The organism is Streptomyces sp. 142MFCol3.1 (genome assembly GCF_000424945.1).
Lineage (GTDB): Bacteria > Actinomycetota > Actinomycetes > Streptomycetales > Streptomycetaceae > Streptomyces > Streptomyces siamensis.
This window is the reverse complement of sequence record NZ_AUKV01000001.1, coordinates 135,503-158,133: the sequence shown is the minus strand read 5'-3', so window position 1 is coordinate 158,133 and position 22,631 is coordinate 135,503. Positions and strand designations below refer to the sequence as shown.

The 22,631-nt window shown below is 71.5% G+C and carries 20 protein-coding genes; 10 read left to right on the top strand and 10 right to left on the bottom strand.

Features of this window, described 5'->3' with window-relative positions; genetic code table 11:
- The first annotated feature begins 172 nt into the window (after nucleotides 1–172).
- Nucleotides 173–967 carry a SigB/SigF/SigG family RNA polymerase sigma factor gene (locus H305_RS0100710; protein ID WP_028798703.1) on the top strand — a complete coding sequence of 265 codons (795 nt, stop codon included), beginning with the start codon at nucleotides 173–175 and terminating at the stop codon, nucleotides 965–967.
- 173 nt (nucleotides 968–1,140) lie between these two features.
- Here the strand turns inward: H305_RS0100710 and H305_RS0100705 are convergent, their stop codons facing one another.
- From H305_RS0100705 to H305_RS0100695, 3 genes are all read right to left on the bottom strand, one after another.
- Nucleotides 1,141–1,467, bottom strand: a complete 327-nt coding sequence (locus tag H305_RS0100705) for an ANTAR domain-containing protein (protein WP_028798702.1) — start codon at nucleotides 1,465–1,467, stop codon at nucleotides 1,141–1,143.
- Nucleotides 1,468–1,687: 220 nt separating this feature from the next.
- The gene (locus H305_RS0100700; RefSeq protein ID WP_028798701.1) at nucleotides 1,688–2,998 is read right to left on the bottom strand and encodes an ABC transporter permease; all 1,311 of its coding nucleotides are present in this window, start codon (nucleotides 2,996–2,998) and stop codon (nucleotides 1,688–1,690) included.
- A 3-nt stretch (nucleotides 2,999–3,001) separates the two neighbouring features.
- The gene (locus tag H305_RS0100695; RefSeq protein ID WP_037761948.1) at nucleotides 3,002–3,790 is read right to left on the bottom strand and encodes an ABC transporter ATP-binding protein; all 789 of its coding nucleotides are present in this window, start codon (nucleotides 3,788–3,790) and stop codon (nucleotides 3,002–3,004) included.
- A 178-nt stretch (nucleotides 3,791–3,968) separates the two neighbouring features.
- On the opposite strand from H305_RS0100695, the gene H305_RS0100690 reads away from it, so the two are divergent.
- Genes H305_RS0100690 through H305_RS0100680 form a run of 3 tightly spaced genes read left to right on the top strand, consistent with a single transcriptional unit; the run spans nucleotide 3,969 to nucleotide 6,252 of the window.
- Nucleotides 3,969–4,649 (top strand): ABC transporter permease, encoded by a 681-nt coding sequence (locus H305_RS0100690; protein ID WP_028798699.1) that lies wholly within the window; start codon nucleotides 3,969–3,971, stop codon nucleotides 4,647–4,649.
- Nucleotides 4,646–5,317 (top strand): ABC transporter permease, encoded by a 672-nt coding sequence (locus H305_RS0100685; protein WP_028798698.1) that lies wholly within the window; start codon nucleotides 4,646–4,648, stop codon nucleotides 5,315–5,317. The genes H305_RS0100690 and H305_RS0100685 overlap by 4 nt, the downstream gene beginning before the upstream one ends.
- An 11-nt stretch (nucleotides 5,318–5,328) precedes the next feature.
- Nucleotides 5,329–6,252 carry an ABC transporter substrate-binding protein gene (locus H305_RS0100680; protein WP_028798697.1) on the top strand — a complete coding sequence of 308 codons (924 nt, stop codon included), beginning with the start codon at nucleotides 5,329–5,331 and terminating at the stop codon, nucleotides 6,250–6,252.
- Between the two features lie 200 nt (nucleotides 6,253–6,452).
- Here H305_RS0100680 and H305_RS0100675 read toward each other — a convergent pair whose 3' ends face one another.
- From H305_RS0100675 to rhaI, 7 genes are all read right to left on the bottom strand, one after another.
- Entirely contained in the window at nucleotides 6,453–7,607 is a 1,155-nt protein-coding gene (locus H305_RS0100675) for a betaine/proline/choline family ABC transporter ATP-binding protein (protein WP_028798696.1), read from the bottom strand.
- A gap of 188 nt (nucleotides 7,608–7,795) precedes the next feature.
- On the bottom strand, nucleotides 7,796–8,443 hold the full coding sequence (locus tag H305_RS0100670; RefSeq protein WP_028798695.1) for a LutC/YkgG family protein: 648 nt from the start codon (nucleotides 8,441–8,443) through the stop codon (nucleotides 7,796–7,798).
- A complete protein-coding gene (locus H305_RS0100665; RefSeq protein ID WP_028798694.1) occupies nucleotides 8,440–9,915 on the bottom strand; it encodes a LutB/LldF family L-lactate oxidation iron-sulfur protein in 1,476 nt (491 codons plus the stop codon). The genes H305_RS0100670 and H305_RS0100665 overlap by 4 nt, the downstream gene beginning before the upstream one ends.
- Nucleotides 9,912–10,667: a (Fe-S)-binding protein gene (locus H305_RS0100660; protein ID WP_028798693.1), complete on the bottom strand. Its 756-nt coding sequence runs from the start codon at nucleotides 10,665–10,667 to the stop codon at nucleotides 9,912–9,914. The genes H305_RS0100665 and H305_RS0100660 overlap by 4 nt, the downstream gene beginning before the upstream one ends.
- A 98-nt stretch (nucleotides 10,668–10,765) precedes the next feature.
- The gene (locus H305_RS0100655; protein ID WP_051370329.1) at nucleotides 10,766–12,154 is read right to left on the bottom strand and encodes a rhamnulokinase; all 1,389 of its coding nucleotides are present in this window, start codon (nucleotides 12,152–12,154) and stop codon (nucleotides 10,766–10,768) included.
- Between the two features lie 56 nt (nucleotides 12,155–12,210).
- A complete protein-coding gene (locus H305_RS0100650; protein WP_028798691.1) occupies nucleotides 12,211–14,250 on the bottom strand; it encodes a bifunctional rhamnulose-1-phosphate aldolase/short-chain dehydrogenase in 2,040 nt (679 codons plus the stop codon).
- Between the two features lie 285 nt (nucleotides 14,251–14,535).
- On the bottom strand, nucleotides 14,536–15,696 hold the full coding sequence (gene rhaI, locus H305_RS0100645) for an L-rhamnose isomerase (protein ID WP_028798690.1): 1,161 nt from the start codon (nucleotides 15,694–15,696) through the stop codon (nucleotides 14,536–14,538).
- A 381-nt stretch (nucleotides 15,697–16,077) separates the two neighbouring features.
- On the opposite strand from rhaI, the gene H305_RS0100640 reads away from it, so the two are divergent.
- The 6 genes from H305_RS0100640 to H305_RS0100615 all read left to right on the top strand — a co-directional run bounded on the left by H305_RS0100640 (nucleotide 16,078) and on the right by H305_RS0100615 (nucleotide 22,593).
- Nucleotides 16,078–17,592: a sugar ABC transporter ATP-binding protein gene (locus H305_RS0100640; RefSeq protein ID WP_028798689.1), complete on the top strand. Its 1,515-nt coding sequence runs from the start codon at nucleotides 16,078–16,080 to the stop codon at nucleotides 17,590–17,592.
- Nucleotides 17,589–18,629, top strand: a complete 1,041-nt coding sequence (locus H305_RS0100635) for an ABC transporter permease (protein WP_028798688.1) — start codon at nucleotides 17,589–17,591, stop codon at nucleotides 18,627–18,629. Before H305_RS0100640 ends, H305_RS0100635 begins: the two co-directional genes overlap by 4 nt.
- Nucleotides 18,622–19,611 carry an ABC transporter permease gene (locus tag H305_RS0100630; protein WP_028798687.1) on the top strand — a complete coding sequence of 330 codons (990 nt, stop codon included), beginning with the start codon at nucleotides 18,622–18,624 and terminating at the stop codon, nucleotides 19,609–19,611. The genes H305_RS0100635 and H305_RS0100630 overlap by 8 nt, the downstream gene beginning before the upstream one ends.
- Before the next feature lie 195 nt (nucleotides 19,612–19,806).
- Entirely contained in the window at nucleotides 19,807–20,889 is a 1,083-nt protein-coding gene (rhaS, locus tag H305_RS0100625; RefSeq protein WP_028798686.1) for a rhamnose ABC transporter substrate-binding protein, read from the top strand.
- Between the two features lie 17 nt (nucleotides 20,890–20,906).
- Nucleotides 20,907–21,227, top strand: a complete 321-nt coding sequence (locus H305_RS0100620) for an L-rhamnose mutarotase (protein ID WP_028798685.1) — start codon at nucleotides 20,907–20,909, stop codon at nucleotides 21,225–21,227.
- Between the two features lie 346 nt (nucleotides 21,228–21,573).
- Nucleotides 21,574–22,593: a LacI family DNA-binding transcriptional regulator gene (locus H305_RS0100615; RefSeq protein ID WP_028798684.1), complete on the top strand. Its 1,020-nt coding sequence runs from the start codon at nucleotides 21,574–21,576 to the stop codon at nucleotides 22,591–22,593.
- The last annotated feature ends 38 nt before the right edge of the window (nucleotides 22,594–22,631 follow it).

Sequence of the window (22,631 nt, the reverse complement as noted above, 5' to 3'; positions counted from 1 at the left end):
CACGAATTTGTTTGCGTGTGTCGAGAGAGGGAAACTGGAGGATGAGTGCTTCGGACAGGAGGCACGTCCGTGGGAGCCGGTGTGCCGGACCGCGGGTGTCTTCCTCGGCCCCTGTGCGTGCCCTCCCACGGTGACTGTTCAGTCAGCACCTCCTGAGGGAGTTGTGAGCACCATGTCCGTCACCGCGAGAACGACGCATCACCCCCACGACGACGCTCCCGACACCACTGAAGCCTTCGAACGTCTGTCCACCCTTCCCGACGGCCCGCAGCGGCAGGCGCTGCGCGACGAACTCGTGCGGACCTGGCTCCCCATGGCCGAACGCATCGCCGGACGGTTCCGCGGCCGGGGGGAGTCCATAGAGGACCTCGTCCAGGTCGCGGCACTGGGTCTCGTCAAGGCCGTCGACCGCTACGACCCCGCCATGGGGCACGCCTTCGAGAGCTACGCCATCCCGACCATCACCGGCGAGATCAAGCGCCATTTCCGGGACCACATGTGGGTCCTGCACGTGCCGCGCCGGGTCCAGGACCTGCGCAACCGCGTGCGTGCCGCGCTCAAGGAGCTGTCCCAGACGATCCCGGGCCGGCGGCCCACCGTCACCGAGATCGCCGAGTGCGCCCACCTGTGCGAGGACGACGTACGGACCGCCCTGGAGGCGCTGGACAGCTTCACCGCTCTGTCGCTGGACGCCGACCTGCCGGGCAGCGACGACGGATACGCGCTGTCCGACGCCCTCGGCGAGCCCGACACCGGCTACGACCTGGTCGTCGACCGGGAGGCCGTGAAGCCCCTGCTGTGCGAGTTGCCCGAGCGTGAGCGGACCATCCTCTACCTGCGCTTCTTCCGCGGCATGACACAGAGCGGCATCGCGCGGCAGCTCGGCATCTCGCAGATGCACGTGTCCCGGCTGATCAGCAATTCGTGCAGTACGGTGCGGGAACAGGCGCTCGCCGACGTGGCGTAGGCACCCCGGTGCCCGGCACGCAGAACCGGCCGCCCTGCCGAGTCGATTCGGCAGGGCGGCCGGTGGCGAGCTCACTGCCGAACCCTCCCGGGAGCGGTTGGCCAATGCCTCGCTCCTATCGGACTACCGGGGAGGGAGCGATCGAAACACCCGCGCACCTCGGGCGTCCGGGCTCACCGAGGCGGTGGCGCACCCGGGATCTCCGTGGGCCCGTACTTGTCGAGCGTCTCCTCCAGGACCGCGCGCACGTCCGCGGGCAGCTCTCCCTCCTGCCCCCAGACGATGATCATCTCCGCGACGGCGCGCAGCCTGATGTTCGTGTGCTGGGACACCTCCCGCAGGACGGCCCAGCCCTGCCTGGGTGTCACCCGCCCGAGCGCCACCATCATGCCGATGGCCTGGTCCACGACGGCGTGCGAGGTGACCGCTTCCTTCAACTGGTCGATCTCTTCCCGCAGCCTGCGCGGATCGTCGTCATCCGGACGGGCGTCTGGACTCATCGTCCCCTCCGGGCGGGGTGTGTCGTCGAGCAGGGCTCCTGGATCCATCGTCGCCACTGCGGCGGGCGTGTGCCAACGCTGCGGGGGAGCATCGACTCGTCCTCGTTCCGAGCCCGCGTTCCGCCCGGTCCGTCGCAGTGCCGTGCCCGCGTCCCGACACGACAGGGGCACCCGCCCGACGAGCGGCTGCCCCTGCCCCTGTACCTGCCGGAGCGCTCGATCACGCGGCCAGGGTCACGGCCTCCACCGCGGGTGCCCGCACGGCGTGCCGGGCCGTGAGCAGGCTCGTGCCCACGGTCACCAGCGCTGCGACCGCGAGGACGCCGAGCCAGATTCCCGGTCCCCGGCCGGGCAGCAGCGTGTCCGACCGGACCAGCGTGAAGGGGAGGATCGCGGCGAGTGCGGCCAGCGTGCCGAAGAAGACGCCGGTCACCGTCAGGACCACGCTCTCCACGCCGACCGTCGCGAGGACCTGCCCCGGTGTCGCGCCGGCCAGCCGCTGCCGCCCGAACTCGCTGGACCGGTAAGTCGTCGTCGCGTAAAGGGAGTTGACCAGCATCACGCAGGCGAAGACCACGATGATCCCGACGACCACCAGGTTCAGGGTCTCCAGGTTCTTGGCGTCGACGGACTTCGGCAGGCCGGAGGCGTCGGTCGCGTCGTTCTCGACGGCCTGCATGTACAGGGTCGCCGTCGCCACGCAGGTGAAGAGGATCAACGGCATCAGGACCGTGGACAGTTCCGCGGCTCGGCGCCGCAGGTTCCGCACGGCGAACCAGCCGCTCGCTCCCGGCAGGGGCAGCCGGTCCAGCACGGCCGTCAGCAGCTTCGGCGACAGCAGCGCGCACCCCACGGACAGCAGGATCGCACCATAGGCGGGCGGCGCCATCAGGGCGGCGTCCCGCGCCGAGAAGGCGAAGGTCGAGCAGACGGCCACGGCGCCGAGGGCCGGCGCCCCGTACGCGAGGAACCTTCGCGCCCCGCGCCGGGGCACGCTTCGCCGGGTGACCCGGCGCACCGCGAGGAACGCCGCGCCCGCCGCCGCGAGCACCGTGATGCCGATGCCGGACATCAGCGCGACGGGACCGAAGGAGTAGTCCACCGATCGCGCCACCTGTCCGCTGTCCTGGAAGACGCCCAGCAGGGCCCGCCCGCCGAGCATCGCCGGACCGATCGCCAGAACCGCACCCACCAGCGCGATCACGACGGCCTCGCCGACGACCATCCGCCCGATCTGCGCCGGCGTCGCTCCGGAGCAGCGCAACAGCTCCATCTCCGAGCGCCGTTGACGGACGTTGACCGTCAGCGTCGACGCCACCGCGAAGAACACCAGCAAGGTGCCGTACCCGCCGACGACGCTCGCCGCGGTGGACAGCGACTCCGCGCTCACCCGGTCCACGCCCGCCCGGCCGGCCGTGTCGTGCATCGAATTGAACGTCATGACGATCGCCGCGCCCAGGAACGCGGACAGCAGGGTCGCCGTACAGCGCGCGGGGCGCTTGCGCAGAGAACACAGGGCCAGAGCGAACATCCCTCACACCTCCAGCAGGACGTCGTCGCCGAGATGGGCCAGCCGCTCGGCCACCGCGTCGACCGTCGGTGCGTGCAGCTCGCCCGCCAGGCGACCGTCCGCGAGGAACACGACGGAGTCGGCGTACGAGGCGGCCACCGGGTCGTGCGTCACCATGACCACGGTCCGGCCGTGCACCCGCACGGCCTCCCGCAGCAGGACCAGTACGTCCCGCGCGCTGCGCGTGTCCAGGGCCCCCGTCGGCTCGTCCGCGAAGATCACCCGGGGCTCGGTCACCAGCGCCCGGGCGATCGCCACGCGCTGCCGCTGTCCTCCGGAGAGCTGGTCGGGCAGATGACCCAGCCGGTCTCCGAGGCCGACGGCCGTCAGCACCTCCCGCACCCGCGCCCGGTCGACGCGCCGGCCGGCGAGCTTGAGCGGCAGGATCGTGTTCTGGGCGACGGTCAGTGTCGGCAGGAGGTTGTACTGCTGGAAGACGAAGCCGATCCGGCTGCGCCGGAACCGTGTCAGCTCCGCCTCGCCGCCGCCGGTCATCTCCGCCCCGTCCACCCTCACGATGCCGCTGTCGGGCCGTTCGAGCCCCGCCGCGCACTGCAGCAACGTGGACTTCCCGGACCCCGAGGGCCCCATGACGGCGGTGAACGTGCCGCGTGCCAGACCGAGCGTCACCCCGTCCAGAGCGGTCACTGCGCCGGCCCCGGTCCCGTAGGACTTGCCGACCTTGACCAGCCGCAGCGCCTCGGCGGCGGGTCCCGGGTCGTTCGTGCGTCGCGCTCGGTGAAACATCGTCATCACCCTCCGTCGGCACGCCCTGTGCCTCGTCCACGACGCTACGGAGAGCCGGGTCCGCCCACACTGGCCGCAGGACCCCTGTTCCGGGGTGTACCCAGCGACACCCTCGGACGGGAGCCACACCCCGTACGGGTCACCAGAACGCGCCGGGAGCCGCCCGCCCCGATGGAATGAAGGGGTGACCGCGCCCCCCGACGACTGCCTGGCGCGCAACGAGTGGATCTGCGGCGAGTATCTGAGCACCCGCCGGCACATCCTCCTCGACGCGGTCGCCCAGCACCTTCAGCTCACCGCGGTCTCCGTCCTCATCGGACTGGCCGTCGCGGTGCCGCTCGCCGTGCTCGCCCGTCGCTGGGGCCTGGCCGCGGGCCCGGTCCTCGCGGCGACAACGGTCCTCTACACCATCCCGTCGCTCGCGATGTTCTCGCTCCTGCTGCCCGTCTACGGTCTGTCCGCCGCGCTGGTCGTCGCGGGCCTCGTCCTGTACTCGCTGACCCTCCTTGTACGGAACATCCTGGCGGGCCTGCGGGCCGTCCCGGAGGAGACCCGGCAGGCCGCGCGGGGCATGGGGTACGGGCCCGTCCGGCTGCTGCTCACCGTGGAGCTGCCGCTCGCACTGCCGGCGGGCATGGCCGGGCTGCGGATCGCCACCGTGTCGGCGGTGTCCCTGGTCACGGTCGGCGCCATCGTCGGCTTCGGCGGGCTCGGCAATCTCATCTACTCGGGCATGAACACCTACTTCAAGGCGCAGGTCCTCACCGCGTCGGTGCTGTGCGTCGTCATCGCCGTCGCCGCGGACCTCCTGCTCCTCGCGGTGCAGCGGCTCATGACCCCCTGGACCCGGGCGAGCCGCGGATGAACACCCTGAGCGAGGCCTGGGGTTGGCTCACCGACCCCGCGCACTGGTCGGGCGACGACGGCGTCTGGCACCGTCTCGCCCAGCACCTCGTCCTGACGGTCGTCTGCCTGGTCGTCAGCTGCCTGATCGCGCTGCCCGTCGCCCTCGTCCTCGGGCACCTCGGCAAGGGCGGCGTGCTCGCCGTGAACCTCTCCAACGTCGGCCGGGCCGTGCCCACCTTCGCCGTGCTGGTGCTTCTCCTGCTCACCCCGATCGGGAGGTGGGGCGAGGGGCCGACGGTCGTCGCGCTCGTCCTCTTCGCGGTGCCGCCCCTGCTCACCAACGCGTACGTCGGGATGCGCGAGGTCGATCGCGACGTGGTGCGGGCGGCCCGGGGAATGGGCATGACCGGCCGGCAGACTCTGTTCCAGGTCGAACTGCCCCTCGCACTTCCCATGGTGCTGACCGGGGTGCGGATCGCCGCCGTCCAGCTCGTCGCGACCGCCACCATCGCCGCGCTCGCCGGCGGCGGCGGGCTCGGCCGGATCATCACCGCGGGGTTCAACCTGGCCAGCACGCCTCAGGTCGTCGCCGGTGCCGTGCTGGTCGCCGTCTTCGCCCTGCTCGTCGAGGGCGTCTTCGAGGTCGTCGAGCGGGTGGCACCGCACCGGGCGAGGGGCTCGCGGTGAGGAGACGCGCCGTGCTGACGGGGGCCTTCTTCCTGCTCGCGGGCTGCGCCACCGGACCGTCGCTGGAGAACCGGGGCTCGGTCACCGCCCCGCCCGGCGACAGCAGGCACCTGGTCATCGGCTCGGCCGGATTCACCGAGAGCGACCTGCTGGCGCAGATGTACGCGCTGCTGCTGAGGCAGGCCGGCTACAAGACGTCGATGATCACCGTCGCCAACCGGGAACTGTACGAACCGGCCCTGGAATCGGGCCAGATCGACGTCGTGCCCGAGTACGCGGCGACCTTCGCGGACTGGCTGAACGCGAAGACTCACGGTGCCGACGCGCGCCCCGTCGGCTCGCCCGACCTCGGCACCACCATGACCGCCCTGCGCGAACTGGCGACGCCGCGCGGGCTCACCGTCCTCGACCCCGGCAGAGCCGTCGACCAGAACGCCTTCGCGGTGTCCGCCGCGTACGCCCGGGAGCATCACCTCAAGACGCTCGGCGACCTCGGGCGGTCAGGTCTCGCGGTGCGGCTCGCGGCGGGCGACGAGTGCGTGCAACGGCCGTACTGCGAGCCGGGGCTGACGAAGACGTACGGCATCGACGTCGTCGCCGTCGACCCGAAGGGCGTCGGCACCACCCAGGCGAAGCAGGCCGTGCAGAGCGGCCGGGACCAGATGGTGCTGACCACCACGACGGACGCCACGCTCGACGAGTTCGGGCTCGTTCTGCTGGAAGACGACAAGCACCTGCAGAACGCCGACTACATCGTGCCCGTCGTCAACCGTTCGCGGGCGGGCGGCGAGGGCGTCATCAAGGCTCTCGGCAAGCTCAACGACGTCCTCACCACGGCCGACCTGGCGTCCCTGAACCGGCAGGTGGACAGCTGGCGACGGCTGCCCGAGGACGTGGCGCGCACCTATCTGCGGGACAAGGGCCTGCTGAGCTGACCCGAGGGGATCTCGCATCGACCGGGCAGGCGCCGGGCGCGAGGCCTCTTCGGACAGGTCGACCGGATCGGTCCGACGCGGCGGGCCCGGGGCCCGCGGGCGCCTCGACCGCCCCACCGCGGCCGGAGTCTCCCACGCGCTTCGGGCGCCCCGCGGCCGCAGTCCCCGACGCGCTTCGGGCGCCCCGCACGCTCCGCGGCTCAGGCGTCCGCCACCGAGTCGAAGTCCACCTGACCGCGCGGCACGCCCCGCGCGTCCGCGTCCACCGACCTGCGCAACGCCTCGTGGAGCTTGGCCGGGGTCAGTACGCCGAGGAAGCGCGCCTCGTCCAGTACGGCGACCCAGCCCGCGTCGTGCTGGAGCATGACCCCGAACGCCTGCTTCAGGGGAGCGCCCACGGGCACCCAGGAGTTCATCCGGTGCGCCAGGTCGCGGACCCGGCCGCCCGCGCCGAGTTCGTCCCGGCCGACCCATCCGTGCAGATCGCCGTCGGCGTCGAGCACCACGGCCCAGCGGGCGCCTTCGGCCCGCAGCCGTTCCGCGGTCCGCCCGGCGCTCTCGTCCAGCCGCGCGATCGGCGGCTGCTCCAGGTCGTCGGCCTCGATCGTGGTCACCGACAGGCGTTTCAGGCCGCGGTCCGCGCCCACGAAGTCGGCGACGTACGGCGTGGCGGGCGTACCGAGAACGGCGCCGGGGGTGTCGAACTGCTCGATGCGGCCCTGGCCGTACACCGCGATGCGGTCGCCGAGCCGCACCGCCTCCTCGATGTCGTGCGTGACCAGCAGCACCGTCTTGCGCACGGCTTCCTGCATGCGCAGGAACTCGTCCTGCAACTGCTCGCGCACCACCGGGTCGACGGCCCCGAAGGGCTCGTCCATCAGCAGCACGGGGGGATCGGCGGCGAGCGCCCGCGCCACGCCGACCCGCTGGCGCTGCCCGCCCGACAACTGGTCCGGATAGCGCGGTCCGTACGTCGCCGGGTCCAGGCCCACCAGGTCGAGCAGTTCGGCGGCGCGTGCCCGTGCCTTCGCCTTCTTCCAGCCGACGAGAGTGGGCACGGTCGCCGTGTTGTCGAGGATCGTCCGGTGCGGGAACAGGCCGACCTGCTGGATGACGTACCCGATGCGCCGCCGCAGCCGTACCGGGTCGACCGTGGCGATGTCCTCGTCGTTCACGAAGATCCGTCCGGACGTCGGCTCGATCAGCCGGTTCACCATCATCATGGTCGTCGTCTTGCCGCAGCCCGACGGGCCGACGAGCGTGACGAGTTCACCCTCGGCCACCTCGAAGGAGAGGCCGTCCACGGCGGTCGTGCCGTCCGGATAGCGCTTGGTGACCTGCTCGAACCGGATCATTCCCTCACGCTAACCGCGTGCCGCGATCACCGCCCACCAGCGGCGTCCTCGCGAGTCGAATCATGAGTTCCGTTTTTGAGAAGTGCGGCGCAGAACGGTGCTCACCACGGCCGGCCGCCCTGGACTGAGCGGGCACACGGACGGGGCGGGCCCGTACGGTTCACCGCGCGGACCCGCCCACGGACGGCTCAGACCTCGCTCACCAGGATCACCTCCAGGGTGCGCGGACCGTGCACCCCCTCGACCCGGTCGAGTTCGATGTCGCTGGTCGCCGAGGGTCCGGAGATCCAGGTCAGCGGGCGCTCCGGAGCGAGCCGGGCGAGTCCCTGCGGCACCGAGGAGACCACCTGGTCCGGGACGCGCACGACACAGATGTGGTGGTCCGGCACCAGGGTGATCCGGCGACGGCCCTGATCGGGGCCGCCGTCGAGCACGATGGTGCCGGTCTCGGCGATCGCCACCGCGCACGCGGTGACCGCGCTGTCGACCCGGTCGAGTTCGTGCGGGGTGGTCTCGGCACGGTCCGCCACGCGCGTGATGTCCGTGTCCGCCAGCCACGCCTCGTCCAGGCCCGGCGGGACCACCACGGAGGCCGAACCGTGCTCCGCGAGCAGCCCGGCGATCACACCGGCCAGTCCGTCCGCGGCACAACGGTGCACCAGCGCCCGGTAGTCGGCCAGGTTCTCGGCGAGCAGCTCGACCGTCTCCGCGACACTCCGCTCCCCGTGCTCGCGCAGATAACTCCGGTCCACGGCCTGGTCGTACGGCGTATCGTCGTGGCCCGTGTCCGCGAGCGCGCGCCGCACCCGGCCGAGAACCACATCCCTGCTGTTCACTTCGCGTCCCTTCCGCCCCGAGTGCGCTGCCACCAGTCGCGGAACGGCTCCGCGGGAACCGGCGGCAGATCGCGGCTGGCGCTCCACGCCCTGCCGGGTCCCGGCAGCGTCCGCGGATGGAAACGGCGCGTCCGCCCGGCGAGCCGCTGGCCGGCGCGCAGCGCGCCGGGGTGGCTGAACGCCCAGCGCGCCGCCCGCATCGCCGCCCGCTCGGCGGCGTGCCCCTTGGCCGGCTTGAGGACGACCTTGTTGCCCTCACGAGTCGCCTGGCCGCCCTGGGCGACCCGCTCCCGCAGGTGCACGAGCACCTCCGGAATGTCGATGGCGACCGGGCACACCTCGTAGCAGGCGCCGCACAGCGAGGAGGCGTACGGCAGGGACGCGTCGATCTCCGAGGCGGTGCCCCGGAGTTGAGGGCTGAGGATCGCGCCGATCGGGCCCGGATAGACGGAACCGTAGGCGTGGCCGCCGGCCCGCTCGTACACCGGGCAGACGTTCAGGCACGCCGAGCAGCGGATGCAGCGCAGCGCCTGACGGCCGACCTCGTCGGCCAGCGTGTCGGTGCGGCCGTTGTCGAGGAGCACCAGGTGGAAGGCCCGGGGTCCGTCCTCGTCGGTGGTGCCCGTCCAGGTCGAGGTGTACGGGTTCATGCGCTCGGCCGTGGAGGAGCGGGGCAGCGTCTGGAGGAACACCTCCAGGTCCTGCCAGGTCGGCACGATCTTCTCGATGCCGACGACCGAGATCAGGGTCTCCGGGAGGGTCAGGCACATCCGGCCGTTGCCCTCGGACTCGACGACGACGAGGGTGCCGGTCTCGGCCACCATGAAGTTGGCGCCGGAGACGCCGACCTTTGCCCGCAGGAACTTCTCGCGCAGATGCAGCCGCGCGGCCTCGGCGAGCTCGGCGGGCGTGTCGGTCAGGCCGTCGGGGGCGGGGCGGCCCCACTCGCCCATCTCCCGGGCGAAGATGTCGCGGATCTCGCCGCGGTTGCGGTGGATCGCCGGGACCAGGATGTGTGAGGGCCGGTCCTTGCCCAGCTGCACGATGAGCTCGGCGAGGTCGGTCTCGTAGGCACGGATGCCCTCCGCCTCCAGGGCTTCGTTGAGGCCGATCTCCTGCGTGGCCATCGACTTGACCTTCACGACCTCCGACTCGCCGGTCGCCCGGACCAGGCCGGCCACGATGCGGTTGGCCTCGTCGGCGTCGGCCGCCCAGTGCACGGTGCCGCCGGCCGCCGTGACCGACTCCTCCAACTGCACCAGGTAGCGGTCGAGATGACGGAGCGTATGGTCCTTGATCTGCTTGCCCGCCTCGCGCAGCGCCGCCCAGTCGGACACCTCCGCGACCGCCTTGGCGCGCTTGGAGCGGATGGTGTGCGTGGCGTGCCGCAGGTTGCCGCGCAGCGTGGCGTCGTGCACGGCCTCGTGCGCGGCCTTCGGAAACGCCGGCATGCCGACGAACGTTCCGCTCATGCCCAGGGCTCCTCTTCCGTGCTCGCCAGGATCTCCGCGATGTGCACCGGACGCATGCCCGTGTCGAGGCGGGTCATGGTGCCGCCGATGTGCATCAGGCAGGAGTTGTCGGCCGCGCACAGCATCTCGGCACCCGTCGACACGGCGTTGCGCACCTTGTCGGCACCCATCGCGGCCGAGACGTCGGAGTTCTTGACGGCGAACGTGCCGCCGAAACCACAGCACTCGTCGGCGCCGGGCAGCTCGCGCAACTCCAGTCCCCTGACGGCCTGGAGGAGGCGGCGCGGCCGGTCGCCCAGACCCAGGCTCCGCAGTCCGTGGCAGGTCGGATGGTAGGTGACCGAGTGCGGGTAGTAGGCGCCGACGTCGGTCACGCCGAGCACGTCGACCAGGAACTCCGTCAGTTCGTACGTCTTCGGCACGACGGGCGCCAGCGTGGTCGCGAGGGTGTCGCCGCGGCCTTCGGCACGCGCCCGCTCACCCAGACGCGGATACAGCTCCCGCACCATCGCCCCGCAGGAACCGGACGGGGTCACGATCGCCTCGTACTCCCCGAATACATCGGAGAAATGACGGGCGAGCGGTTCTGCCTCATGGCGATATCCGGTGTTGTAGTGCGCCTGTCCGCAACACGTCTGATCCATCGGGAAGTCGACGTCGACACCCAGTCTGGTCAGCAGTTTCACCACGGCGCGGCCTGTGTCCGGATACAGCGTGTCGTTGACACAGGTCAGGAACAGAGCGACACGCATCGCAGCTCCTTGTTGTCGATCATCGGATGAGTGCAGCCTACGCGGCGGGTGTGCGGAGCGGGAGACGCCGCGCACCCGCCGTGTGCGGGCGGCAGAGGTCAGCGTGCGGCGAGCCGTTCCTCGGCAGCACGCCAGGCCGCGGCGTCGCCGCGCGGTTCGTACCGCCGCAACGGCTGGGTCCGGGCGAGCAGCCGGCGCATCTGCGCGCGGTCGCCCACCTGGCCGTGCGCCCGCGCCTGGACGAGGACGTTGCCGAGTGCCGCCGCCTCCGCGGGGCCCGCGACGACGGGCAGCCCGCAGGCGTCGGCGGTCAGCCGGCACAGCAGATCGTTGCGGGCGCCGCCGCCCACGACGTGCACGACGTCGACCGGGTGGTCGGCGAGGGCCTGCGCCTCGGCGACCGCGCGGCGATGGGCGAGCGCGAGGGAGTCGAGGATGCAGCGCGTGACCTCCGCCGGGGACGCGGGCACCGGCTGGCCCGACTCCCGGCAGGCGTCGGCGATCCGCTGCGGCATCCGGCCGGGCGCCAGGAACGCCGCGTCGCCCGCGTCCACCACCGACCGCAGGGGCGTGACCTCGGCGGCGGCCGCGAGCAGGCCGTCCAGGCCGGGGTCGTCCCACTCGCGCAGACACTCCTGGAGCAGCCACAGCCCCATGATGTTCCGCAGATAGCGGACGGTGCCGTCCAGCCCCAGCTCGTTCGTGAAGTTGGCCGTCCGGCTCTCCTCGGTGAGCACGGGCGCGTCCAGCTCCAGGCCCGCCAGGGACCAGGTGCCGGTGCAGATGTAGGCGAAGCGCTCACCGTCCGCGGGGACCGCGGCCACCGCCGAGGCGGTGTCGTGCGAGGCGACGGCCGTCACCGGGACCGGGCCGGTCAGCCCGGTCTCCTCCAGCACCCGCGGCAGCAGCAGGCCCGCCGGGTCGCCGGGGCGGCGCAGCGGCGCGAACAGCCCGAGGTCGATACCGAGCCGTTCGGCCGGCCCGTACGCCCAGTCGCGCGTCCTCGGGTCGATGAGCTGGGTGGTCGACGCGTTGGTGAGCTCGGTCCCGGCCTCGCCCGTCAGCCAGTACGTCAGCAGGTCCGGGATCAGCAACAGGCGCTCGGCGCGGGCGAACTGAGCCGACGAGCGGGCCGCCGTCAACTGGTAGAGCGTGTTGAAGGGCGCGTACTGGAGTCCGGTCGCCGCGTACAGCTCCGCGGCGGACACGGTCGCCCACACCTTCTCCGCGACACCCTCGGTACGGGAGTCCCGGTAGTGCACCGGGTTGCCGAGGAGCGCTCCGTCCGCGTCCAGCAGGCCGTAGTCGACGGCCCAGCTGTCGATGCCGACCGAGTCGACCTGGCCGGCGGCGCGCAGCCCGTCCAGGACGCCCGCGTACAGGCCGAGGATGTCCCAGCGCAGGCCCTCGGGCAGGCGGACCGGCCGGTTCGGGAAGCGGTGCGCCTCGGCGAGGTCCAGCGAGTCGGGCCCCACGCGGCCGACCATGACGCGTCCGCTGGACGCGCCGAGGTCGACCGCGGCGTACGTGCGGTGCACAGCCGTCACCGCAGGAACGCGGCGGCGACGCCCGCGTCGACCGGGACGTGCAGGCCCGTGGTGTGCGTCAGCTCCCCGCCGGTCAGCGCGAACACCGCGTTCGCGACATGCTCGGGCAGCACCTCCAGCTTGAGGATGGTCCGCTGGGCGTAGAACTCGCCGAGCTTCTCCTCCTCGATGCCGTAGGTCGCCGCGCGCTGCGCGCCCCAGCCGGCCGCGAAGATTCCCGACCCGCGGACCACTCCGTCGGGATTGACGCCGTTGACCCGGATGCCGTGCTCGCCCAGCTCGGCGGCCAGCAGCCGCACCTGGTGCGCCTGGTCGGCCTTGGTCGCCGAGTAGGCGATGTTGTTGGGTCCGGCGAAGACCGCGTTCTTCGAGGCGATGTAGACGATGTCGCCGCCGAGACCCTGCCGGGTCATCACCCGCGCGGCCTCGCGCGAGACGAGGAACGAGCCGCGGGCCATGATGTCGTGCTGGAGGTCCCAGTCCTTCGCGGTGGTCTCCAGCAGCGGCCTGGAGAGGGAGATGCCCGCGTTGTTGACGACCAGGTCGACGCCGCCGAAGGCCAGCACCGCCGCCTTGAAGGCCTCGGTGATCTGCTCCTCGGACGTCACGTCGACGGTGACGGCGACGGCCTTGTCGGGGCCGCCGAGCTCCTCGGCCACGGCGGCGGCGTTCTCGGCGTTCAGGTCGGCGACGACCACACAGGCGCCCTCGGCCACCAGCCGGTGCGCGATCGCCTTTCCGATGCCGCTGCCGGCGCCCGTCACCAGCGCCACGCGCGTGGCGAGCGGCTTGGGCTTCGGCATCCGCCGCAGCTTGGCCTCCTCCAGGGACCAGTACTCGATGCGGAACTTCTCTGCCTCCTCGATCGGCGCGTACGTGGAGACGGCCTCGGCGCCCCGCATCACGTTGATCGCGTTGACGTAGAACTCGCCCGCCACGCGGGCCGTCTGCTTGTCCTTGCCGAAGGAGAACATGCCGACCCCGGGGACCAGCACGATCGCCGGGTCCGCGCCGCGCATCACGGGGGAGTCGGGCAGCGCGTGCCGTTCGTAGTAGGCCTCGTACTCCTCGCGGTACCCGGCGTGCAGCTCCTTCAGCCGGGCGACCGCCTCGTCGAGGGGCGCGGTCGGCGGCAGGTCGAGGACGAGCGGCCGGACCTTCGTGCGCAGGAAGTGATCCGGGCAGGAGGTGCCGAGCGCGGCGAGCCGCGGGTGTTCGGCGCGGGCGAGGAAGTCGAGCACGGCGTCCGCGTCGGTGAAGTGGCCGACCTGCGGGCGGTCCTCGGAGGCGATCGCCCGGACGTACGGCGCCAGTGCCGCGGCCCGGTCCCGACGGTCGGCCTCGTCGAGGGCCTCGTAGCCCTCGACGACCGGGCCGAAGGGCTCCGCCTCGCCGCGTTCGGCGAGGAACGTCTCCGCGGTGCGGATGATGTGCAGCGAGTTGCGCTCGCACTCCTCGGCGGTGGCGCCCCAGGCGGTGATGCCGTGGCCCCCGAGGACGCAGCCGATCGCCCGCGGGTTGGCCTCCTTGACCGCCGCGATGTCCAGGCCGAGCTGGAAGCCGGGGCGCCGCCAGGGCACCCACACCACACTGTCGCCGAAGCACTCGGCGGTCAGCTTCTCGCCGTCTGCCGCGCAGGCGAGCGCGATGCCGGAGTCGGGGTGCAGGTGGTCGACGTGCGGCGCGTCCACCAGGCCGTGCATCGCGGTGTCGATGGACGGGGCGGCGCCGCCCTTGCCGTGCAGGCAGTAGTCGAACGCGGCGACCATCTCGTCCTCGCGCTCGACGCCCGGATAGACGTCGCTGAGCGCGCGCAGCCGGTCCAGGCGCAGCACCGCGAGCCCGGCCTCGGTCAGGGTGCCCAGGTCGCCGCCGGAGCCCTTGACCCACATCAGCTCGACGTCGCCGCCGGTCACGGGGTCGGTGCCGGTGCCCTTGGCGGAGGCGTTGCCGCCCGCGTAGTTGGTGTTGCGGGGATCCGAGCCGAGCCGGTGCGACCGGGCCAGCAGAGCGGCGGCTTCGGGATGGGATGCCATGTTTTTGATCCTTTGGAAGTGAGAAGTCGTGCCCGGGTGCGCACCCGGGGGAGGGCGCCCCTTCAGGGGCGCGGATGACCGCGCGACCGGCCCGACGCGGCCCTCGGGCCGTACGCGGCGGGGCTAGGGGGTTGCGTTCGGATCAGCCCGGCTCCGCGGCGCCCGGCACGGCACCTCGCCCCGTTGTCGGACCACCCGAGTACGCCCGGTACGCGGGTGATCCTCCGCCTTGCGACGCACCGCACCGGACGCCGCGGCCTGATCCGAGCTGATCCGAACGAACCCCTAGGCCCCCCAGCCCGCCTGCTGCCCGCCGACCCGCTCGGCGGCGATCCGCTCCGCCCAGCCGGACCGGCGGTAGGCGGCGACCGGGTCGGGGTCGAGCCCGAGCTCCGAGCGCACCTCGGCGAGGAGCGGTCGCACGTCCGTGTTGTAGGCGTCCATGAGCACCGCGTTGGCGCCGAGCACGTCGCCCTCGCGCTGCGCGGCGGCCAGGGCGTCGCGGTCGACGAGGAGGGCCTTCGCCGTGGCCTCCTGGACGTTCATCACCGAGCGGATGATCGCGGGGATCTTCGCCTCGATGTTGTGGCACTGGTCGAGCATGAAGGCGACGTCCGGGGTGAAGCCGCCGCCGCGGATCACCTCGTACATGATCCGGAAGAGCTGGAAGGGGTCGGCGGCGCCCACCATCAGGTCGTCGTCGGCGTAGAAGCGGGAGTTGAAGTCGAAGGCTCCGAGCTTCCCCTCGCGCAGCAGCGTGGCGACGATGAACTCGATGTTGGTGCCCGGGGCGTGGTGTCCGGTGTCGACGACGACCTGTGCCTTGGCGCCGAGCTTGAGGCAGTGCGCGTAGGCCGTGCCCCAGTCCGGGACGTCGGTCGCGTAGAAGGCCGGCTCGAAGAACTTGTACTCCAGGAGCATGCGCTGGTCGTCGCCGAGCCGCTCGTAGACCTTGGCGAGGCTCTCGGCGAGCCGGTCCTGGCGCTCACGGATGTCGTCCTGGCCGGGGTAGTTCGTGCCATCCGCGAACCAGAGCTTCAGATCCTTCGAACCCGTCGCGTCCATGATGTCCACGCACTCGAAAAGGTGGTCGAGGGCCTTGCGGCGCACCGACGCGTCCGGGTGGCAGACCGAGCCGAGCCGGTAGTCGTCGTCCTGGAAGGTGTTGGAATTGATCGCGCCCAGCTTCAGCCCGCGTTCCTGCGCGTGCTTGGCCAGGGCCTGGTAGTCGTCGACCTTGTCCCAGGGGATGTGCAGCGCGACCGTCGGGGCCGCGCCGGTGAACTCGTGCACCTTGGCGGCGTCGTCCAGCTTCTCCTGCGGGGTGCGGGGGACCCCGGGTTGCGCGAACACCTTGAACCGGGTCCCCGAGTTCCCGTACGCCCACGACGGCGTCTCGACGGCCTGGGTCTTGAGCGCGGCCTTCACCGCGGCGAGCTCGGTCACTTCGGGACTCCTACGACTTCGGATCTGAAAAGGACTGCGGGGGCGGATCTCTTCGGGCGGGCGCCGGACGGGTCCGGACGGGCTCGTGGGACGGGCTGTGCGAAGAGCGTCCTGCGGTGCTTCCTGAGGCGTTGGTGGGACGGCTACCTGCAACGACTGTCTGAAACGATTCAGGAGGCGAAGCTATGAGCCGTCCGAGGGGCTGTCAACCCCTGTGGCGCAGACCGTTCTCCGTGACTCTGTTGTGACCTTTGACCATCGAAGAATTTCGACACGAACCCATTGACGTGACCTGGGTGACATGCCTAACGTCCCGGCAACCCAATTGAAACCTTTCACGACGCTGTGGGCCGTCCCGCCGGCGTCGTCGAGGAGCCCCTCATGACCCACCCGTCCGATACGGGTCCGGCCCCCGTGCTGGCGCTCAAGGACATCTCGAAGTCCTTCGGCGCCGTGCGCGCCCTGCGGGACGTGTCCCTGGAACTGTTTCCCGGCGAGGTGCACGCACTCGCCGGAGAGAACGGCGCGGGCAAGTCGACCCTCATCAAGACACTCGCCGGCGTGCACCGACCGGACGCCGGCCAGGTGCTGCTGGACGGCGAGTCCACCGTCTTCCACGGACCCGCCGACGCCCGTGACGCGGGCATCGCGGTGATCTACCAGGAGCCCACGCTCTTTCCCGACCTGTCGATCGCCGAGAACATCTTCATGGGCCGCCGGCCCCGGCGCGCCCTCGGGCGCATCGACCACAAGGCGACCCACGCCGCGACCCTGGCCCTGATGACGCGCCTCGGAGTCGAACTCGACCCCGACCGCCCCGCCCGCGGCCTGTCCATCGCCGACCAGCAGATCGTCGAGATCGCCAAGGCCCTCTCCTTCGACGCGCGCGTCCTGATCATGGACGAGCCGACCGCCGCCCTCACCGGCAGCGAGGTGGCCCGCCTCTTCGGCGTCGTGCGCACCCTGCGCGACCAGGGCTCGGCAGTGCTGTTCATCTCGCACCGCCTGGAGGAGATCTTCCAGATCTGCGAGCGCGTCACCACCCTGCGCGACGGCGCCTGGATCGCGAGCGAGCCGCTGGACGGCATGACCGAGGACGACCTGGTGCGCCGGATGGTGGGCCGCGACCTCGACGAGCTCTACCCCAAGCAGGAGGTCCGGGCCGGCGAGGTCGCCCTGAGCGTGCGCCGGCTGACCCGCGAGGGCGTCTTCACCGACGTGTCCTTCGAGGTGCGGCGCGGCGAGATCGTCGGCCTCGCCGGCCTTGTCGGCGCGGGCCGCACGGAGGTGGCGCGGGCCGTGTTCGGCGTCGACCGCTGGGACGGGGGCGAGGTCGAGGTGGACGGCAGGACGCTGACCAACGGCGCACCCTCGACGGCCATGGCCGCCGGACTGGCCCTCGTCCCCGAGGACCGGCGCGCCCAGGGCCTGGTGATGGACATGTCCATCGAGCGGAACATCGGCCTGACGGGCCTGCGCAGCACGGTGCGGGCCGGCCTGATGGACCGCGGTGCCGAACGCCGCCGTTCCCTCGACTGGGCCGTCAAGCTCCAGGTGAAGTACGCCAGGATCGCGGACACCGTCTCGACGCTCTCCGGCGGCAACCAGCAGAAGGTCGTCCTCGCCAAGTGGCTCGCCACCGGTCCCAAGGTGCTGATCGTCGACGAGCCGACCCGCGGCATCGACGTCGGCACCAAGGCCGAAGTGCACCGCCTGCTCAGCGAGTTGGCCGCCGACGGGGTGGCCGTCCTGATGATCTCCTCCGATCTGCCCGAGATCCTCGGCATGGCGGACCGCGTGCTGGTGATGCACGAGGGCCGGCTCACCGCCGAGATCCCACGCTCCGAAGCCACCGAGGAAACCGTGATGGCCGCAGCCACCGGGAGGGCCGCATGACGGTGACCGCTCCCAACCCCGCCCCCGCCGCCGAGGTGCCCAGGTCGAGCGGCACCCGGCTGGTCGACCGCGTCTTCAAGATGCGTGAACTGGCCATCCTGGTCGTCTTCCTGGTGATGATCGCCGTCACCCAGGCGGGCAACAGCCACTTCCTGTCCGAGCAGGGCATCAAGGACCTGCTCCTGAACGCGACGATCCTCGTCCTGGTCGCCACCGGACAGTCGCTCGTCGTCATCACCCGCAACGTCGACCTGTCGGTCGGCTCGACGCTCGGTATCAGCGCCTTCGCGGCCGGCACCTATCTCCAGGGCGGCGGGAACCCCGTCGTCGCCGTGTTCCTCTCGGTCCTGCTCGGCATCGCCTGCGGACTGGTCAACGGAACGCTCGTCAGCCTCGGCCAGGTACCCGCGCTCGTCGTCACCCTCGGCACGCTGTACATCATCCGCGGCATCGACTCCATCTGGGTCGGCTCCCGGCAGATCACCGCGGCCGACCTGCCCGGCTCCTTCGTCGACTTCGGCTCCGGCGGCATCTCGGCCGTCCCCTACCTCGCGCTGATCGCGCTGGCGTTGCTGCTGGTCACCGCGTACTACCTCAAGCACTTCGGCAGCGGACGCGAGCTGTACGCGCTGGGCTCCAACCCGGAGGCCGCCCGCCTCGCCGGCATCCCCGTCCGCAAGCGCATCCTGACCGCGTACGTGGTGTGCGGGGGCCTCGCCGGACTCGCGGGCGCCCTGTACCTCGCCCGCTTCGGCAACGTCGACTCCGGTACCGGGAACGGCTACGAACTCACCGTCGTCAGCGCGGTCGTGGTCGGCGGGGTCGTCTTCACCGGCGGCTCCGGCAGCGTCTACGGCGCCGCGCTCGGCGCCCTGCTGCTCACCTCGATCAACAGCGTGCTGCCCGCCCTCGGCGTCAGCTCCGTCTGGGTGCTCGCCATCAACGGCATCCTGCTCATCCTCGCCATCGCGGTCGACCGGGTCGTCGCGCTGCGCGTGGCCTCCGCACTGAAGAAGAGGAACGCCCGCCATGGCTGACTCGCCCCTCGCGCGCGCCGTCCGCTGGGACACGGTCGTCGGCGCCCTCCTCATCGTCCTGCTGCTGTTCTCCTTCGGCTTCGTCGACGGTTTCGGCAACGCCCTCAACCTGTCGTTCCTGATCGGCAACACGCTGCCCATCGCGCTGATCGCCCTGCCGATGACCCTGCTCGTGGTGGCGGGGGAGATCGACCTGTCCGTCGCCTCCACGGCCGGCCTGTCCGGCGCCGTCATGGGAGCCCTGTGGAACCAGGGCATGTCCATCGAGACGATCATCCCGCTGTGCCTGCTCCTGGGCGTGGTGTGCGGCCTGGTCAACGGTCTGCTGGTGACCCGGCTCGGACTGCCCTCCCTCGCCGTCACGATCGGTACGCTCGCCGCCTACCGGGGCGTCGCGCAGATCGTGCTCGGCTCGGACGCCGTCACCGACTTCCCCACGCAGTACCTCGACTTCGCGGCCGGACGCATCGGCGACACGTTCCTCCCGCAGGCGTTCCTGCCCTTCCTGGTGCTGCTGGCCGTCGCCGTGGTCGTCCTGCACGCCACCCCGTTCGGGCGCTCCGCGTTCGCGGTCGGCGCCAACGAGGAGGCCGCGCGGTTCGCCGGCGTCCGCGTCAAGCGGCAGAAGCTGATCCTGTTCGTCGCGACCGGTTTCATGGCCTCGCTCACCGGTGTCTTCTGGGCCCTGCACTACGCCAGTGCCCGGTACGACAACGCCACCGGACTCGAACTCTCCGTCGTCGCGGCCGTCCTGCTCGGCGGCATCGACTTCGACGGCGGCAAGGGCACCCTGGGCGGCGCGATCGCCGGAGTCTTCCTCCTCGGCGCCCTGCAGAACGTGATGAGCCTCCTGAACGTCTCCGCGCAGTCGCAGATCGTCGTCACCGGCGTCCTGCTCGTCGTCTCCGTGCTCGGCCCCCGGGTCGCACGGCAGATCTCCGTGGCACGGGCGGGCCGCAGGGCGGCCACGACGCAGACCTAGCCGCCCCGCCCCCCGCTCCCGGCCCTTCCCGTCCGCTCACGACGTATCCGCACCTTCCCGGCGCACCCGCCGGACCGGCCGTCCGCCGGCCGCCCGCCGTCCCCGGCTGGTCGCGCCGACGCGGCGGAGCCGCACACCCAGACAGTCCCGCGCCCCGTCGGGGGCGCACCCCCTCCCTCCCGAAAAGGACCCGCCATGCGCAAGTCGTCGATCCGTCGCAGCTGCGCGGCCCTCGCCGCCGTCACCTCGCTCGCCCTGGCCGTCACCGCCTGCGGTGGCACCACCAAGAACGACGTCAAGGACTCCGGCGGCTCGGCCGCCACCGCGGGCAAGGCCGACCCGAACGCGGCCACCAAGAAGGGCCTGACCGTCGGCTTCCTGCCCAAGCAGGTCAACAACCCGTACTTCACCTCCGCGGACAAGGGCGGCGAGAAGGCGCTGGAGGAACTCGGCTCCAGCTACAAGGAGGTCGGCCCCAGCAGCGCCACCGACACCAGCAGCCAGGTCAGCTACGTCAACACGCTGACCCAGCAGCAGGTCGACGCGATGGCCGTCTCCGCGCAGGACCCGGGCGCGCTGTGCACGGCGCTCAAGCAGGCGATGACGAACAAGATCAAGGTCGTCACCTACGACTCGGACACCAAGACCGAGTGCCGCAACGCCTTCGTCTCGCAGGCCAGCGCCGAGGACCTGGGCCGCACCGAGGTGCAGCTCCTCGCCGAGCAGATCGACTACAAGGGCGAGATCGCGATCCTGTCCGCCGCGCAGACCGCGACGAACCAGAACACCTGGATCGACTTCATGAAGGACGAGCTGAAGGACCCCAAGTACAAGGACATCAAGCTGGTCAAGGTCGCCTTCGGCAACGACGACGCCCAGCAGTCCTTCCAGCAGACCCAGGGCCTTCTCCAGGAGCACCCGAACCTCAAGGGGATCATCTCCCCGACCACGGTCGGCATCAAGGCCGCGGCGCAGTACCTGTCCGGCTCGAAGTACAAGGGCAAGGTCAAGCTGACAGGTCTCGGCACCCCGAACGACATGCGCAAGTACGTCAAGAACGGCACCGTCGACGCCTTCGAGCTGTGGGACCCGGCGAAGCTCGGCGAGCTCGCCGCCCGCACGGCCGTGGCCCTGTCCTCCGGGCAGATCACCGGCAAGGAGGGCGAGACCTTCAAGGCCGGCGACATGGGCACCTTCACCATCGGCAAGGACGGCGTGATCAACCTGGGCAAGCCGACCGTGTTCGACGCCAAGAACATCGACCAGTTCGACTTCTGATTCCCCAAGGGGTGTTGATGCAACGCGTGTGCTTCCTGCTGAAGGTCAGGGCGGACCGCCTCGACGAGTACCGCGAGCGGCACGCCGCCGTGTGGCCCGGGATGTGCGAGGCGCTCTCGGCCACCGGCTGGCACAACTACTCGCTCTTCCTGCGCGAGGACGGCCTGCTCGTCGGCTACCTGGAGACCGAGGACTTCGCCGCGGCCCAGGCGGGCATGGAGGCCACCGACGTCAACGCCCGATGGCAGGCGGAGATGGCGCCGTTCTTCGAATCGCTGGACGGCGCCCGACCCGACGAGGCCATGAAACCGCTCACCGAAGTCTTCCACCTCGCCTGACCAGGACCCCTCGCATGAGACTACGCACTCCGCCCACGACGGCCCGCGCGGTCGGCCCGCGGTCCTTCGGGCGCACCGACCGGACACCGCCGTACGGCGGCGGAGGGCCCGACGCCCACGCCGAGGTCGTCGCCGACGGGACAGCCGGCGTCGACCGGACGGCGGTCCCGCGAGACGCAGCCCTCCTCCCGGTCCTTCGGAAGAGGTCCCGCCGGACCACGCCCTTGTCACCGCGTCGCGGCACCGCACGGCGTCGGGCTGCCCGCACGACCACTGGTTCCGGCCCGTGCGCGGGTACTGTGAGGGCCTGCCCGCCGCTTCTCGTTTCCCTGGAGGTTTCCGCCTGATGGCCCAGTCGGTGGGTATCAAGGACGTCGCCCGTGCCGCCGGAGTCTCCGTCGGCACGGTCTCGAACGTGATCAACCGCCCCGACACGGTCGCCTCCGAGACCCGGGCGCGGGTCCTGTCCGCCATAGACCGGCTCGGCTATGTGCGCAGCGAGTCCGCCCGTCAGCTGCGGGCCGGGCGCAGCCGGATCATGGGCCTGCTCGTCCTGGACATGGGCAACCCGTTCTTCGTCGACGTCGCGCGCGGCGCGGAGCGCGCCGCGCGCGACGCGGGGCTCGGCGTGATGGTCTGCAACAGCGCGCAGAGTGCCGGCGAGGAGGCCGACTACCTGTCGCTCTTCGCCGAGCAGCGCGTGCGGGGAGTGCTGCTCACGCCGACCGACGCGAGCGGACGCAACATCGACGCGTTCCGCCGCAACGGCATCCCGTTCGTGCTCGTCGACCGGGTCGCCGACGGCACCACCGAATGCTCCGTCTCGGTGGACGACGTCGCGGGCGGCGCCCTGGCGGTACGGCACCTCGTGGACGCCGGCCACCGGTCCATCGCGTACGTGAGCGGTCCGCCCGGACTCAACCAGGTGCGGGACCGCCGCACGGGAGCCCTGAACGCCCTGGCGGAGGCGGGACTGGGCCCCGACTGCCTGCGCGAGCTGCCCACCGAACGCCTCGACGTGTCCGCGGGGCGCGACGCCGGCGCCCGGCTGCTCGGCCTCGCCGAGCGGCCCACCGCCGTCTTCTGCGCCAACGACCTGCTCGCCCTCGGCGTCCTCCAGGCCATGTACGCGGCGGGCGTCGGCGTGCCCGACGACCTCGCCATCGTGGGCTACGACGACATCGAGTTCGCCGCCGCCGCAGCCGTACCGCTGACCTCGGTGCGCCAGCCCGCCGTGACCATGGGCGCGCTCGCCGCCGAACTGCTCCTGGAGGAGATCGAGACGGAGACCGCTCCGCACGAGCACCGTCGTGTGGTGCTCCAGCCGGAGCTGGTCGTGCGTCGCTCCAGCCTCTCGGCGCGCTGAGCGGCCGTTCAGTTGCCGGGTGCCGCCGGGCGGCACCC

Bases quoted from the DNA above. Each gene is read 5' to 3' on its own strand.
- H305_RS0100710 (WP_028798703.1), top strand. From the start codon at position 173: ATGTCCGTCACCGCGAGAACGACGCATCACCCCCACGACGACGCTCCC.
- H305_RS0100705 (WP_028798702.1), bottom strand. From the start codon at position 1,467: ATGAGTCCAGACGCCCGTCCGGATGACGACGATCCGCGCAGGCTGCGG.
- H305_RS0100700 (WP_028798701.1), bottom strand. From the start codon at position 2,998: ATGTTCGCTCTGGCCCTGTGTTCTCTGCGCAAGCGCCCCGCGCGCTGT.
- H305_RS0100695 (WP_037761948.1), bottom strand. From the start codon at position 3,790: ATGACGATGTTTCACCGAGCGCGACGCACGAACGACCCGGGACCCGCC.
- H305_RS0100685 (WP_028798698.1), top strand. From the start codon at position 4,646: ATGAACACCCTGAGCGAGGCCTGGGGTTGGCTCACCGACCCCGCGCAC.
- H305_RS0100675 (WP_028798696.1), bottom strand. From the start codon at position 7,607: ATGATCCGGTTCGAGCAGGTCACCAAGCGCTATCCGGACGGCACGACC.
- H305_RS0100665 (WP_028798694.1), bottom strand. From the start codon at position 9,915: ATGAGCGGAACGTTCGTCGGCATGCCGGCGTTTCCGAAGGCCGCGCAC.
- H305_RS0100660 (WP_028798693.1), bottom strand. From the start codon at position 10,667: ATGCGTGTCGCTCTGTTCCTGACCTGTGTCAACGACACGCTGTATCCG.
- H305_RS0100655 (WP_051370329.1), bottom strand. From the start codon at position 12,154: ATGGTCGGCCGCGTGGGGCCCGACTCGCTGGACCTCGCCGAGGCGCAC.
- H305_RS0100650 (WP_028798691.1), bottom strand. From the start codon at position 14,250: ATGGCATCCCATCCCGAAGCCGCCGCTCTGCTGGCCCGGTCGCACCGG.
- H305_RS0100640 (WP_028798689.1), top strand. From the start codon at position 16,078: ATGACCCACCCGTCCGATACGGGTCCGGCCCCCGTGCTGGCGCTCAAG.
- H305_RS0100635 (WP_028798688.1), top strand. From the start codon at position 17,589: ATGACGGTGACCGCTCCCAACCCCGCCCCCGCCGCCGAGGTGCCCAGG.
- H305_RS0100630 (WP_028798687.1), top strand. From the start codon at position 18,622: ATGGCTGACTCGCCCCTCGCGCGCGCCGTCCGCTGGGACACGGTCGTC.
- rhaS (WP_028798686.1), top strand. From the start codon at position 19,807: ATGCGCAAGTCGTCGATCCGTCGCAGCTGCGCGGCCCTCGCCGCCGTC.
- H305_RS0100620 (WP_028798685.1), top strand. From the start codon at position 20,907: ATGCAACGCGTGTGCTTCCTGCTGAAGGTCAGGGCGGACCGCCTCGAC.
- H305_RS0100615 (WP_028798684.1), top strand. From the start codon at position 21,574: ATGGCCCAGTCGGTGGGTATCAAGGACGTCGCCCGTGCCGCCGGAGTC.